This is a genomic window from Providencia sp. SP181 (assembly GCF_050446505.1).
Lineage (GTDB): Bacteria > Pseudomonadota > Gammaproteobacteria > Enterobacterales > Enterobacteriaceae > Providencia > Providencia vermicola.
In genome coordinates, this window is the sequence record NZ_JBBPXM010000002.1 from 33,217 (window position 1) to 47,809 (window position 14,593).

12 protein-coding genes and 6 tRNA genes are annotated in these 14,593 nt (G+C 42.1%); 9 read left to right on the forward strand and 9 right to left on the reverse strand.

The annotated features are described in order from the left end of the window. Positions 1-65 precede the first annotated feature (65 nt). The 5 genes from crr to cysZ form a co-directional block, all read right to left on the reverse strand. On the reverse strand, positions 66-575 hold the full coding sequence (gene crr, locus AABS66_RS03475; RefSeq protein ID WP_206082435.1) for a PTS glucose transporter subunit IIA: 510 nt from the start codon (positions 573-575) through the stop codon (positions 66-68). 48 nt (positions 576-623) lie between these two features. Further along, positions 624-2,351, reverse strand: a complete 1,728-nt coding sequence (gene ptsI / locus AABS66_RS03480) for a phosphoenolpyruvate-protein phosphotransferase PtsI (RefSeq protein WP_206082434.1) — start codon at positions 2,349-2,351, stop codon at positions 624-626. A gap of 144 nt (positions 2,352-2,495) precedes the next feature. Further along, the gene (ptsH, locus tag AABS66_RS03485; protein ID WP_047756382.1) at positions 2,496-2,753 is read right to left on the reverse strand and encodes a phosphocarrier protein Hpr; all 258 of its coding nucleotides are present in this window, start codon (positions 2,751-2,753) and stop codon (positions 2,496-2,498) included. A 353-nt stretch (positions 2,754-3,106) separates the two neighbouring features. Continuing rightward, positions 3,107-4,060, reverse strand: a complete 954-nt coding sequence (gene cysK, locus AABS66_RS03490) for a cysteine synthase A (RefSeq protein ID WP_430224575.1) — start codon at positions 4,058-4,060, stop codon at positions 3,107-3,109. 229 nt (positions 4,061-4,289) lie between these two features. After that, a complete protein-coding gene (cysZ, locus tag AABS66_RS03495; protein WP_206082432.1) occupies positions 4,290-5,054 on the reverse strand; it encodes a sulfate transporter CysZ in 765 nt (254 codons plus the stop codon). A gap of 218 nt (positions 5,055-5,272) precedes the next feature. Here cysZ and zipA point away from each other — a divergent pair, with 218 nt between their 5' ends. The 4 genes from zipA to AABS66_RS03515 all read left to right on the forward strand — a co-directional run bounded on the left by zipA (position 5,273) and on the right by AABS66_RS03515 (position 10,080). Then, the gene (zipA, locus tag AABS66_RS03500) at positions 5,273-6,265 is read left to right on the forward strand and encodes a cell division protein ZipA (protein WP_206082431.1); all 993 of its coding nucleotides are present in this window, start codon (positions 5,273-5,275) and stop codon (positions 6,263-6,265) included. Between the two features lie 56 nt (positions 6,266-6,321). Continuing rightward, positions 6,322-8,340, forward strand: a complete 2,019-nt coding sequence (gene ligA, locus AABS66_RS03505; protein ID WP_430224576.1) for an NAD-dependent DNA ligase LigA — start codon at positions 6,322-6,324, stop codon at positions 8,338-8,340. A gap of 271 nt (positions 8,341-8,611) precedes the next feature. Further along, on the forward strand, positions 8,612-9,796 hold the full coding sequence (locus tag AABS66_RS03510) for a NupC/NupG family nucleoside CNT transporter (RefSeq protein WP_206082429.1): 1,185 nt from the start codon (positions 8,612-8,614) through the stop codon (positions 9,794-9,796). A gap of 65 nt (positions 9,797-9,861) precedes the next feature. After that, a complete protein-coding gene (locus AABS66_RS03515; RefSeq protein WP_206082428.1) occupies positions 9,862-10,080 on the forward strand; it encodes a DUF3820 family protein in 219 nt (72 codons plus the stop codon). Between the two features lie 5 nt (positions 10,081-10,085). On the opposite strand, the gene AABS66_RS03520 is transcribed toward AABS66_RS03515, so the two are convergent. Further along, positions 10,086-10,502, reverse strand: a complete 417-nt coding sequence (locus AABS66_RS03520) for a MarR family transcriptional regulator (RefSeq protein WP_206082427.1) — start codon at positions 10,500-10,502, stop codon at positions 10,086-10,088. Between the two features lie 122 nt (positions 10,503-10,624). Between AABS66_RS03520 and AABS66_RS03525 the strand changes: the two genes are divergently transcribed. After that, the gene (locus tag AABS66_RS03525; protein ID WP_430224577.1) at positions 10,625-11,377 is read left to right on the forward strand and encodes an SDR family NAD(P)-dependent oxidoreductase; all 753 of its coding nucleotides are present in this window, start codon (positions 10,625-10,627) and stop codon (positions 11,375-11,377) included. Positions 11,378-11,515: 138 nt separating this feature from the next. On the opposite strand, the gene AABS66_RS03530 is transcribed toward AABS66_RS03525, so the two are convergent. From AABS66_RS03530 to gltX, 3 genes are all read right to left on the reverse strand, one after another. After that, positions 11,516-11,591: transfer RNA gene (locus AABS66_RS03530), tRNA-Ala, on the reverse strand. Positions 11,592-11,637: 46 nt separating this feature from the next. Continuing rightward, positions 11,638-11,713: transfer RNA gene (locus tag AABS66_RS03535), tRNA-Ala, on the reverse strand. Positions 11,714-11,885: 172 nt separating this feature from the next. After that, positions 11,886-13,307, reverse strand: a complete 1,422-nt coding sequence (gene gltX, locus AABS66_RS03540) for a glutamate--tRNA ligase (protein WP_206082425.1) — start codon at positions 13,305-13,307, stop codon at positions 11,886-11,888. Between the two features lie 437 nt (positions 13,308-13,744). Between gltX and AABS66_RS03545 the strand changes: the two genes are divergently transcribed. From AABS66_RS03545 to AABS66_RS03560, 4 genes are all read left to right on the forward strand, one after another. Continuing rightward, positions 13,745-13,820: transfer RNA gene (locus AABS66_RS03545), tRNA-Val, on the forward strand. 26 nt (positions 13,821-13,846) lie between these two features. Beyond that, positions 13,847-13,922, forward strand: a tRNA-Val gene (locus AABS66_RS03550). Positions 13,923-13,953: 31 nt separating this feature from the next. Beyond that, a tRNA-Val gene (locus AABS66_RS03555) sits at positions 13,954-14,029 on the forward strand. A 42-nt stretch (positions 14,030-14,071) separates the two neighbouring features. Continuing rightward, positions 14,072-14,147, forward strand: a tRNA-Lys gene (locus tag AABS66_RS03560). Positions 14,148-14,593 lie beyond the last annotated feature (446 nt).

The following is a 14,593-nucleotide window of genomic DNA, read 5'->3' on the forward strand; positions in this document are numbered from 1 at the left end:
ACAATAGAATGAATTAAACCATCAGGTTATCAACCTGATGGTTTTTCAGTTATTATGCGTAGTAATTATTTCTTGATACGCATAATGACAGTTTCACCCACTGTCACTGACCCTGTTAGTTTATTTAACTCTTTGATTTCGTCCATGTTCGAAATCACAACGGGGGTCAGAACGGATTTTGCTTTTTCTTCTAACAAAGCTAAATCAAATTCAATGACTAAATCGCCTTTTTTGACAGCTTGGCCTTCTTCAGCGATACGTTTGAAACCTTCACCTTTGAGCTCAACGGTATCAATACCGAAGTGAACAAACAGTTCAATACCATCGTCTGACTCAATAGAAAACGCATGGTTAGTTTCAAATATTTTACCGATTGTACCGTCTACTGGAGCAACAATTTTATTGCCAGCAGGTTTGATGGCGATACCGTCACCGACAATTTTCTCTGCAAACACAACGTCTGGAACATCTTCAATATTGACGATTTCGCCTGATAATGGGGCGATAATTTCAATACTGCCACTGCTACTTTTGTCTTCCGAAACTAGTGATTTCAGTTTGTCAAACAGACCCATGGACCTTCTCCTAATCGTTTTATATGGGACCGAACTAATGTGCTGTTCTTAGCATAACGTTTTTTCTTGGATAAAGGTATCTACAAGTTTCATCAATTCATCTGCGGTTGGTTGAGCAAGTGCTTGTTCAGCCAAGGCCTGAGTATCAGCAAAGTTCGCATTGCGAATTAATTTTTTGATACGCGGAATTGAGATTGCGCTCATACTAAATTCATCCAGCCCCATGCCTAGTAGCAATAAGGTTGCACGTTCATCACCCGCTAACTCGCCACACATGCCTGTCCATTTCCCTTCCGCATGTGATGCATCGATCACTTGTTTGATAAGGTTTAGAACAGCAGGTGACATTGGGTTATAAAGGTGAGAAATCAGTTCATTACCACGGTCAACCGCTAAAGTGTATTGAGTGAGATCGTTCGTCCCAATACTAAAGAAATCAACTTCTTTCGCCAAATGGCGCGCAATCACAGCGGCAGCTGGAGTTTCTACCATCACACCGACTTCGATTGTTTCGTCAAAGGCTTTACCTTCTTCACGTAACTGAGCTTTTAGCATTTCTAGCTCTGCTTTTAGTTCACGAACTTCTTCAACGGAAATAACCATTGGGAACATAATACGCAGTTTACCAAAATTTGACGCTCTTAAAATAGCCCTTAATTGTGAGTGTAAGATTTCTTTGCGATCAAGACAAATACGAATAGCACGCCAACCGAGGAATGGGTTCTCTTCTTTCGGTAAATTCATATAAGGCAGGTCTTTATCGCCACCGATATCCATTGTACGGACGATAACGGCTTGGCTGCCCATTGCTTCGGCAACCGCTTTGTAAGCTTGGAATTGCTCTTCTTCGGTAGGGAAGGCATCTCTATCCATAAATAAAAACTCGGTACGATAGAGACCGACTCCTTCAGCGCCATTACGTTCAGCACCTGCGACATCACGCACAGTTCCGATATTGGCACAAACTTCAACTTGATGACCATCGAGAGTCACAGCAGGTAAATCTTTTAATTTAGCCAGTTCTTCTTTTTCTTGCAGATAGTCATCACGGAATGCTTTGAGTTTATCAATTTCTGCATCAGATGGGTTCAGGTGAATGGTATTATTCACGCCATCTAAGACAATAAAATCACCATTTTTAATTTTGCTGGTGGCATCGCTAGTCCCTACAATTGCAGGTAACTCCAATGAGCGAGCCATAATGGAGGTATGGGAGGTACGGCCACCTAAATCGGTAATAAAGCCTAAGACTTTATCTAAGTTTAATTGCGCGGTTTCTGACGGGGTTAAGTCAGCGGCAACTAAAATAACTTCTTGGTTGATAGCGCTTAAATCAACAATAGGAATATTTAAGATATTCTTTAATAAGCGTTTGCCGATGTCACGTACGTCAGCCGCGCGCTCTTTAAGGTATTCGTCATCAAGAGATTCAAGCGCTTGAGCTTGGTCTTCAATCACAGAATAGGCTGCGGCATCCGCTGTTTTTTTATCGCCTTTGATTAAAGAGACAATTTCTTGCTCAAGTTCTTCATCTTCCAGCAGCATGATATGACCTTCAAAAATCTCAGCTTTTTCGGCTCCTAGATTTTTTTCGGCTTTTTCTTTAATGAGACTAAGTTGTTCGGCGGATTTATTACGCCCCTCAATGAAGCGTTGAATTTCTTTTTCGACCTGATCGTCTGCGATTTTTTTTGTGCTAACAACGATAGGGTCTTCTTTGAGGATCAAAGCCTGACCAAAAGCAAAACCTGGGGATACTAAAATTCCTGAAATCATAATATTACCTTACTGCTGTTAGTGCTGGGAGTTCTGATGTTGTAGAGACTGCGGCGCGTTTTATTGATTATGCAAATATCCCCGAATGAAATCATTCAGGGACAGCGAATGAGATCGATGAAACGCGTTCTCTTGCGTGCGAAATTATTCCAGTTCGCCCATCAGTTTAACTAAATATTCAACCGCTTCTTTTTCATCTTCGCCTTCTGCGGAGATGGTCACAACAGTACCTTGCGTTAAACCTAAGGTTTGTAATTTGAACAGGCTTTTTGCACTCGCAGATTTACCGCCAGAAATCAAAGAAATATCAGAAGTGAATGCTTTTGCTTCTTTCACAAATTGCGCGGCAGGACGAGTATGTAAACCGTTTGGTGCTGTAATAGTGACTTCTTGCTGGAACATAGTATTTCCTCAATAACTTTAGTTTTTTTAATTACCCAGCCAATTGTAGATGAAATAGACTAGGTTTGCGTATAAGTTAGATTATTAACTTGTAAAAAGGTTTCCTACTTTGTGCGGTATCAATCCTTTTTACTTTTCATCCTCAAAATAACGATGATTAGGTTAGTCGAAAAACATCTAAATAGGCACGTTCATTTGACTAAAATTTGATTAATTTTGAGGTGCGAAATAATTACTATGTTTAATACTAAACCCCAGATTAGAAATCATCCCTATCCGTGCTAAACTTTGATCCGTGCCACAAAAAAAGCACCTTTGAGGTGCTTTTTTAACGATTGTGTAACGAAAGTATGCTACTCGGCAGAGATATCCGCGAACAAGACAGTAGAGAGATAACGCTCACCAGAAGACGGTAAAATCACGACAATATTCTTGTTTGCGTAAGCAGGGTCTGCGGCAATTTTTGTTGCTGCTGCAATCGCTGCACCTGAAGAAATCCCTGCGAGAATACCTTCTTTTTCCATTAACTCACGTGCAGTTTTAATTGCTTCATCATCGCTGATTTGAATCACTTTATCTAGTAGTGTGAGGTCTAAGTTACCAGGGATAAAACCTGCGCCGATACCTTGAATTTTGTGTGGACCTGGTTTGATTTCTTCACCTGCTAATGCTTGAGTAATCACTGGAGAAGTTTCAGGTTCAACGGCAACGATGGTCACATCTTTACCCTTGGTCTTTTTCAGATAGCGTGCAATACCTGTGATAGTTCCGCCTGTACCAACGCCTGCGATGATGACATCGACATTGCCATCCGTGTCTTCCCAAATTTCTGGACCCGTGGTTTTTTCATGGATCTCAGGGTTGGCAGGGTTATTAAATTGTTGTAACAGAAGATATTTTTTGGGATTGCTATTGACGATTTCTTCTGCTTTAGCAATCGCCCCTTTCATCCCTTTAGCGCCCTCGGTTAGCACGAGGTTAGCGCCTAATGCTTTTAATAGCTTACGGCGCTCTATACTCATTGTTTCAGGCATCGTTAAGGTTAATTTGTAACCTCTCGCTGCTGCAACATAAGCGAGAGCAATCCCCGTATTACCACTGGTTGGCTCTACTAGCTCTTTGTCTTTATTCAGGATACCTTTTTTCTCTGCATCCCAAATCATGTTTGCCCCGATACGGCACTTAACGCTGAAACTTGGGTTACGAGATTCCACTTTTGCCAAAATATTGCCATTACCAAAATGTTTTAAACGAACAAGTGGGGTGTGGCCAATGGTCAACGAATTATCTTCATAAATTTTGCTCATGGGGTATCCTTTTAAAATCGGTTAGCCAGTAAACAGTATTTGGCGTTCACTATAAAATAGGGTATGGATTCAACATACGTGAAGAACAGATTAATGCAAATATGATTTAGGTCTAAGCTTATAACAAAAGGCTATTTTAGATCCAATAGTTCTAAAGAATGGGTAACAAGGCAGAATAGCGTAAGAAAATAGGTAACTGCGCAGGCGATTAAACCTGCGCAAAGAGAGATTAATAACGTGCGTAGCGGCTACGATAGCGGTCAACCCACATTAATGTTGCACCACAAACGGCAACAGGCATGATGACTAAGTTGATAAACGGCACCATCATCAGCAAGCTGACCACACCTCCGAATTGAATGTTTTTTATGCGATCTTTAGCAAGAGCTTGCTTCATTTCACTAAAACCAACACGGTGGTTATCAAAAGGGTAGTCGCAGTACTGGATTGACATCATCCATGCACCAAATAGGAACCATAAGATGGGGGCAACAGTTTGGCCAATACCAGGTATTAAAAATAAAATTAATAAGCCAATTGCCCGTGGTAAATAGTAACCAATACGCACAAACTCACGTTTGATCATCCGCGGAACATCTTTTAATAACTCAGCCATACCAGTGTCTGGCGCGGGTTTCCCCGTAAGTTCTGCCTCGAGTTTTTCGGATAACCAACCATTAAATGGTGCTGCAATGATATTGGCAATGGTGCTAAAAAAATAGGTGAATACCAATAAAATAGAAATCAAAGCAACAGGCCAAATAAGATAATTAAGCCATTGTAACCAATCAGGAACATAGCTCATCACTTGGTCAATCCAGCCACCAAGCTTACTGTATAACCACCAAAATGCGCCTCCTAAGAAAAGAATGTTTGCTAATAGGGGCAAAATCACAAAACGTTTAATGCCAGGACGTGTAACGAGTCGCCACCCTTGTGTAAAATAATAAAAACCAGAGTGGTCTTTTTGTGGCGAAAATGTCGATTGGGTCATACTTCTTGTTCTCTCCTTTTCGGTTGACCTTGTATCATATAGATATGAATTTAGGCTGACTAGCCATTATTTGCTTAAAAAAGCAGCAAACGAAAGCGGAATATTCTCTTTCTTGTAAGAAAATCGTTCTGAGGGTTGCACTTAGAGCAATTGAGAAATAATCTTAAGGTAGTTTCCGCCGTGATGGCACTTTCATTCATCAACTAGAGATAGCAGCGATGCAGGATTTGCGTCTAATATTAGTGGTCGTAGGTGCGATAGCGATTGTCGCTTTATTACTGCATGGTTTATGGACCAGCCGTAAAGAGCGCTCAAAGTTATTTCGCGATAGACCTGTAAAACGTAGAAAAAATGATACGCAGGAGAATTCATCGAATTATGATGATTCTGCATTATTTACTGAAAATCAATCAACTCAGCAGGTACCTGTTCAACCCGCTGCGACTGAGCCTGTATATCCGGTAAAAAATGAGTCTCAAGTTGAACCTAATATACAGCCATTACCGTCGGTTGAACCTGAAATTAAAATGAGTGCTACGTCAGAGCAGCCTGTTCATGATGAGCCTGTTGTTCAGCGTATTCAAGAGCCGCATGTGCCAGAGCAGCTCACCATCAACATGAATGATGATATTGTGGCTGAGCCTGAAATACATACTCAACCCGTGCACCATAATGCATCGGAGCCCCATATTGACACCCACAATCTACAAGAAGAGACACAACCGATACATCATGAACAGACGCCGCCGCACACTGAGACGAAAACTGAGCCACAGAAAAATTCTGCTACAACAAATAGCAAGGAGACAGTCCTGGTACTTCATGTAGCGGCGCATCAGGGGCAAGAATTACAAGGTGAGCTCTTGCTACAAAGTATTCTTCAAGCGGGTTTCCAATTCGGTGAAATGAAAATATTCCACCGTCACGTGAACCCGTCAGGTACTGGGCCTGTGCTGTTTAGTTTAGCGAATATGGTAAAACCAGGTTCTTTTGACCCTGAAACCATGGCTGATTTCTCTACACCAGGTATTTCCATGTTTATGATGGTGCCATCCTACGGTGATGCGAGCCAAAACTTTAAACTGATGTTACAAGCGGCGCAGCGCATTGCATCCGATGCAGGCGGGGTGGTGCTAGATGATGAGCGTAAGATGCTGACACCGCAAAAAATAGAGGTGTATCATGCGCGGATCAGAAACACACTAAATTAAACAAGCGTTTTACAAAGCCCCCTTGATTGGGGGTTTTTTATCTTTACGAGTGGATCATGACTACCAAAAACGAAATCGACCAATTAAAAAAACAGCTGCGTCATCACGAATATCAATACCATGTATTGGACGCCCCAGAAATTCCTGATGCGGAATATGACAAATTAATGCAACGCTTGAAGGCACTGGAAGAAATGAACCCAGAGCTTATCACCAGCGATTCCCCCACTCAGCGTGTCGGTGCTGCACCTTTGTCAGCATTTGAAACGGTGCGCCATGAAATTCCGATGCTGTCTTTGGATAACGTTTTTGATGAAGAAAGTTACTTGGCTTTTGATAAACGGGTTAGAGATCGCTTAAAAAACCATAATGAACTCACATTTTGCTGTGAATTGAAGCTTGATGGTTTGGCGGTTAGTTTGTTGTATGAGAATGGTGAATTTGTGCAAGCTGCTACTCGTGGTGATGGAACGGTGGGGGAAAATATTACCGCAAATGTACGTACTATTCGTGCAATTCCACTGCGTTTAATGGGGGATAATATTCCTGCTCGTGTGGAAATTCGTGGCGAAGTGTTTATGCCACAAAAAGGGTTTGAAGCACTAAATGAAGAAGCGCGTAGAACCGACGGTAAAGTTTTTGCTAACCCACGTAACGCTGCTGCGGGCTCTTTGCGACAGCTTGACCCGCGTATTACCGCTAAAAGGCCACTGACATTCTATTGTTATGGCGTTGGGCTAGTTGAAGGCGGTACATTGCCAGATACACATTATGAACGTTTACAGCTGTTTAAAGCGTGGGGACTCCCTGTCAGTGACTATGTACAACTGCGCCAAGGCCACCAAGCTGTACTGGATTTTTATCACCAAATCGAACAAATTCGTCCAGAATTAGGGTTTGATATCGATGGGGTGGTGATCAAGGTGAATTCAATTGCGATTCAAGAGGAATTAGGTTTCGTTTCCCGCGCACCGCGCTGGGCTACAGCCTTCAAATTCCCAGCACAAGAGCAAATTACTCTATTGAAAGACGTTGAGTTCCAAGTTGGGCGAACAGGGGCGATTACCCCCGTAGCACGTCTTGAGCCTGTCCAAGTGGCGGGGGTTATGGTCAGTAATGCGACATTGCATAATGCAGATGAAATCGAGCGTCTTGGCGTGCATATTGGCGATACAGTGATTATTCGTCGTGCTGGGGATGTCATCCCGCAGATTGTCAGTGTGGTGGCGGATAAACGTCCTGCGGATAGTCGTGAAATTGTCTTTCCAACCCAGTGCCCTGTTTGTGGTTCAGACATTGAACGTATTGAAGGTGAAGCCGTTGCCCGTTGTACTGGTGGCTTAATTTGTGGGGCGCAGCGTAAAGAAGCACTCAAACACTTTGTGTCTCGCCGTGCAATGGATGTTGATGGCATGGGCGATAAAATTATCGATCAACTTGTCGAAAAAGAATATGTGAAAACGCCAGCCGATCTTTATCAATTAAGCGCAGGTAAATTGACGGGGTTAGATAGAATGGGGCCAAAATCTGCGCAAAAGCTGATTGATGCGCTCGAAAAGTCTAAACAAACTACGTTAGCGCGCTTTATTTATGCATTAGGGATCCGTGAAGTTGGGGAGGCGACCGCGGCTAATTTAGCGGCACATTATGCAACGCTAGATGCGGTCATGGCTGCGGATGAAGAGTCTTTAAAAACGGTGCAAGATATCGGCCATGTGGTTGCGAAACATGTGGTGAATTTTTTCCACGAAGCGCATAACCAGGCAGTTATTAACGATTTAATCACGAAAGCGAATATTCATTGGCCAGAAGTCAAAGTGATTAATAGTGCAGAAATCGATAGCCCATTTGCAGGTAAAACTGTGGTTTTAACAGGTTCGATGAGTATTTTAACCCGTGATGAGGCGAAAAATAAGCTGGTGGCTCTGGGGGCAAAAGTCGCAGGTAGTGTTTCGAAGAAAACCGATATGGTGATTGCGGGTGAAGCTGCGGGTTCGAAATTAGCAAAAGCGAATGAGTTAGGTATTCCAGTTATTGATGAGGATGAGTTGATTCGTTTGCTGAATACTAAATAGTGAACTATATTCTATTTGGCTTAGTTATTTCACTTAGGTGAGGTGACTAAGTCACTGATAGGTTATTAGACCTAAATTAAATTTTGAATTTAATTTCTATGCAGAAAAGGTCATCTGTCTCTTTTCTGCTATTTAAAACGTGATCCTCTTCTTCTTTCTGCAAAATACACCCACTCTGTTTTCATATTAATGTGATGCCTGTCTCATTTAAATGTTGTCTATTACATAGAATATGCACATAGACTGATTCTTAAATTTGTTGGAGTCGCATATGACCTCGATCCTGCATTTCGTTTTATCTTTAGTAGTAATCGCCGCTCTTGCTATTTTAGCAAGTAGTAACCGTAAGGGGATCCGTCCTCGTTATGTTGTTCAACTACTTGTTATCCAAATTGCATTAGCATATCTGTTCTTAAAATCGAATATCGGTGAATCTTTTGTTCTCGGTGTGGCGGGGGTGTTTACTCACTTACTCGGTTACGCAGCAGAAGGGACAAAATTTATCTTTGGTGGCATGATTGAAGGGAATTTAGCGTTCTTCTTCTTACAAGTTCTGTGCCCAATCATCTTTATTTCTGCGTTAATTGGTATTTTACAGCACGTTAAAATTCTACCGATCGTTATTCGTATCATCGGTACGGTGTTATCTAAAGTTAACGGAATGGGTAAACTGGAATCATTCAACGCAGTAAGTTCATTGCTGCTAGGTCAGTCTGAAAACTTTATCGCTTATAAAGACCAGCTTAACCGCATGTCTGATCGCAGAATGTACACCATGGCAGCGACAGCTATGTCGACTGTTTCCATGTCAATCGTGGGAGCATATATGACTATGTTGGAACCGCGTTTTGTGGTTGCAGCATTAGTTCTGAATATGTTTGGTACTTTCGTGGTGCTGTCTTTAATCAACCCGTACCCACCAGAAGGTGAAGAAGACATTCAAATGAGCAACCTGCATGAAGGCCAAAGCTTCTTTGAAATGTTAGGTGAATATATTCTTGCAGGGTTTAAAGTTGCGATTATTGTTTCTGCCATGCTGATTGGTTTTATCGCTCTGATTGCCATGATTAACGGTATTTTCTCTGCGATTTTCGGTATCGATTTCCAAACTATGTTGGGCTATGTATTTTATCCATTTGCTTGGATCTTAGGTATCCCAGCGGATGAAGCCCTACAAGTGGGTGGGATCATGGCAGTTAAAATGGTAACGAATGAATTCGTTGCAATGGATGGCTTACAAGCTATTGCAAGTGGTTTATCTGAGCGTTCTGTCGGTATCTTATCTGTGTTCTTAGTGTCATTTGCTAACTTCTCTTCAATTGGTATCATCGCTGGTGCTATCAAAGGGTTAGATGAAAAACAAGGTAACACAGTAGCACGTTTCGGCCTGAAATTACTGTACGGTTCAACTTTAGTCAGCTTCTTATCCGCTGCGGTTGTCGGATTAGTATTGTAATTCGCAAAAAAGTGTTAAATTAAGAGCGGCGTTCATTAGGACGCCGTTTTTTTATGGGAGCAAGAATGGAAAAGCAAGATCTTATCGATATGGCAAATACCTATATGCCATTTGGTAAATATAAAGGCTGTATCTTGATTGATTTGCCTGAGGAATACCTTCTTTGGTTTTATAAGAAAGGAGAGTTCCCACCAGGGCGTCTTGGCCAATTAATGGAAATGGCCCTTGGGTTAAAAATTGAAGGGTTAGAAGGGCTTGTAAAGCCATTAAAACGGGCTAAGTGATCAGATCACTCATGCCCTAAAGCGGCAGTAATTTTTTTGCTCAATTGAATAAAGATATCTTGTTCTTGCTGCGTTAATGCGGCTTTAACTTTTAATGCATTTTCTGCTCGCCCTGTTGCTGCACGCTGTAAAAAATGAGCCCCTTTTTCTGTTAAGTGGGTGATCAATTCCCGCTTATCTTCTTCAGACTGATATTGTTCGACAAACTCAAAAGATTTTAATACCCGCAAAAACTTCGATAAATTTTGCCGTGAAATTCCCAGTGATTGACTTAGCTGGCTTGGTGTTAAGTCACCTTTAAGCCTCAATATCTCCAGTACATCGTATTGTCCCCATGTAATTTGCTCAGGTGTGAAACTGACACGGCGAGCAACAAGTGTGCATTGCAATAATGATAATGCGTCTTCAAGGGTACTGGGCATAAAAATTCTTCCTTATTATTCAACAGTTGAAGTATACCTTGGCGCTAGGCAGAAAACGAGGCATTGATTAACCAAAGTTAATCAATTATAGTTAACTAAAGTTAATTATAATTGAGGCGGCTATGCAACAATTCACAAATCAAATCGCATTGGTAACAGGGGCATCTTCAGGTGTCGGTTTTGGAATTGCACAAAAACTACACTCATTGGGTGCGACAGTCGTTATGACAGGACGTCATGAAGATGCACTAACGCAGGCAGCCCAGGAAATTACACCAACAGGGGAGCGTATTAGTGTAATAAAAATGGATGTGGCAAGCGCAAAGGATTTTCAATCAACGATTGAGCAGGTAGAAATGAAATATGGTGCACTGCATTTCTTAGTCAACAACGCGGGGGTGACAGGTCCACATGGTGTGAATATCGAAGATTATCCATTAGAAGCATGGCATGACGTGATTGAAACGGATATTACAGGGGCATTTCATGGCTTGAAATATGCAATACCTGCAATTCATCGCAGTGGCGGTGGGGCAATAGTAAACTTATCCGCTTGCAATGGTGTAACAGGGATAGCAGGGATAGCCCCTTATACCGCAGCGAAACACGCGGTGTTAGGCCTCACTCGTTCAGCGGCATTAGAGAATGCCCAAAAAGGCATACGGATTAATGCTGTAGGGCCAGGCTATGTTGAAACACCGAATATTGCGATGTTACCGCAGGATACTCAAAATTGGATGGCATCAACGCACCCGATGGGGAGGATGGCAAAAACAGAGGAAATCGCCAATGTGGTGGCTTTTTTATTATCAACAGACAGCAGTTTTATAACGGGGGCGTTTATTCCTATTGATGGTGGCTATACAGCACAGTAATAGATGATAAAACGTGAGCTTACAGGCTTTCCTTATGAAGTGTTTGAGGTTGGATACGCCGAATACTGCTGAGTACAATAGGGGTATTTTGAGGCTCGAAATTATTAGATTTAAGAAAGATAAAGCAGAAGGAAATTATGGTGGAGCTAAGCGGGATCGAACCGCTGACCTCTTGCATGCCATGCAAGCGCTCTCCCAGCTGAGCTATAGCCCCAAATCGATAGACTTTGTTATTTAGAGCCATCTAACAGGGAATTAGATGGTGGAGCTAAGCGGGATCGAACCGCTGACCTCTTGCATGCCATGCAAGCGCTCTCCCAGCTGAGCTATAGCCCCAATCAAAATCTTTTGGACGGGAGGCATCATATTCAAGCTCGGTAGGAGTGTCAATAAAATAATCGGCTTTTCCGTTTAATTGCTGAAATATAGAGCATTTTGCAATCAACGCAAGGATAGAAATAAGAGAGAAAAAACTGCCCCCAAGAAATGAGGGCAGAAATGGCATAAATTATTGTGCAGAAGATTCGCGTTCAGCAATAAATGCTAAGGCTTTTTCAATGCGTGCAATAGAACGTGCTTGACCAATGGCGTGGACGGTCACATCGAGGCCTGGGGACTGGCCAGCACCCGTCACAGCAACACGTAACGGCATACCCACTTTACCCATTCCCACGTCTAATTCAGCGGCAGTGGCTTCAATTGCTTGGTGGACATTTTCTGCGGTCCAATCGGTGATTGCGGTTAATTTTTCTTTAACCACTTCTAATGGTTGGCGAGCAACAGGGCGCAGGTGTTTTTTCGCTGCGTCTGCATCGAACTCTTCAAAGTCTTGATAGAAATAATGACAAGATTCAGCCATTTCTTTCAGTGTCTTACAACGTTCGCCAAGTAACTTAATTAGCTCAACTAATTGAGGGCCATTGCGGGTATCAATATGTTGTTGCTCAATATGCCATGCAAGGTACACAGCCACCTCTTCAGCAGGCAATGTATTGATATAATGGTGATTTAGCCATTGCAGTTTTTCAGTGTTAAATGCACTTGCTGATTTGCTGATTGCATCAAGGCTGAAAAATTCTTTCATTTCGTCAACGGTGAAAATTTCTTGGTCACCGTGAGACCAACCTAGACGGACTAAATAGTTCAGTAGCGCTTGTGGCAAATAACCATCATCACGGTATTGCATGACACTTACAGCACCATGGCGTTTAGACAGTTTTTTACCGTCATCACCTAAAATCATGGAAACGTGTGCATACACAGGCACTGGTGCGCCTAGTGCTTTTAGAATGTTGATTTGACGAGGTGTATTGTTGATATGGTCTTCACCGCGGATAACGTGAGTAATTTCCATATCCCAGTCATCAATAACAACACAGAAGTTATAAGTTGGTGAGCCATCAGTGCGACGAATAATTAAATCGTCTAACTCTTGGTTACTAAATTCAATTGGGCCGCGGATTTTATCGTCAAAAATCACAGAACCGTCTTGCGGGTTACGGAAACGAACAACATGCGGTTCATCAGCGGTGTGGTTATGCGCATGGTCGCGGCAGCAACCGTCATAACGAGGTTTTTCATTGTTCGCCATTTGCTCTTCACGCAGAGCTTCCAAACGTTCTTTTGAGCAGAAACAACGATAAGCGGTGCCAGCTTCTAACATTTGGTCAATCACTGCGTTATAACGATCAAAACGCTTGGTCTGATAATAAGGGCCTTCATCCCAATTTAAATTCAACCAGTTCATACCGTCCATAATGGCATCGATAGCTTCCTGAGTTGAACGTTCTAAGTCGGTATCTTCAATGCGCAGGACAAATTCGCCCTGGTTGTGGCGACTAAATAACCAGGAATAAAGAGCGGTACGCGCACCACCAACGTGTAAATAGCCAGTTGGGCTTGGTGCAAAACGGGTTTTGATTTTACTCATCGAGATTGCCTTAATTGCAAAACATTGTTTTTGAAGTGCTTAAGAGTTCACGGCTGAATAAATAGAAGGCTAATGTATGCAACACATTACAATAGATAATAGTGCCGTATGAAGCTTTAAACGCGTGAAGTCTGTCAGCATTGCTAAAATGTGCCTCTATTCTATCATCCTGTGGTGATTCCTCAATCAAGTTATGAAGATACAAGAAAAGAAAATGGAAAAGTGAGGCAAAAAATGAAATTGAAGCTGAAGTGAAAATTTATTTTCTGTTTATGAAAGAATATAAACGCTAAATTATATAGGTAATTGATTAAAAAGGCAGCTTTTCTGGCGAATATTGAAACATCTTGATTAATTTTGCAACGAACGAAAAAAATCTATCGAAAAAGCGTTGACTCTGAACTCCGTATCCCTATAATGCACCTCCATCGACGACGGGGCGATTAGCTCAGTTGGTAGAGCACCTCCCTTACAAGGAGGGGGTCAGTGGTTCGAGCCCGCTATCGCCCACCACCGTTGACGATGAAAAATAAATGATTGGGCGATTAGCTCAGTTGGTAGAGCACCTCCCTTACAAGGAGGGGGTCAGTGGTTCGAGCCCGCTATCGCCCACCAATCATTTATAATGTGGAACAAGTTATGAAGTGGGCGATTAGCTCAGTTGGTAGAGCACCTCCCTTACAAGGAGGGGGTCAGTGGTTCGAGCCCGCTATCGCCCACCACTTCATTAACTACTCACATTAAAACACAAATCAAATCTAGATGGGTCGTTAGCTCAGTCGGTAGAGCAGTTGACTTTTAATCAATTGGTCGCAGGTTCGAATCCTGCACGACCCACCATCTTAAGTCATCACCTCAGCTTCCAAAACATAATCCAGTAAATACTCAATCGGTTAGCGATACCTCGACAAGCTGGTTGCAGGTTCAGGCCGAAGGCTAAATCCGAAGGATTTAAATCCTGCACGACCCACCATCTTAAGCCATCATCTCAGCATCCAATAGTGTATAACAGAACATAGTGCTTAAAGGTTGAAGGACTATTTCTATATATTTCATGTTCTGAAAGGTCATCTACTCATTGAAAATCAATATAAGCGATACCTTTTCCTGACTGCTGCTATGATTGAGGATATAGAGGTATATTTTTAGTATTGTTATCAATAAGTTACAAATAATGAATTATAAAGTAAAGAGAATTACTTTATAACGTTAGATTAGAATGTGCTCATAATAAATATGGATGTTTAACGTTAAAAAGGGTGTTTGAGTATTTTCGGGGTTAAATT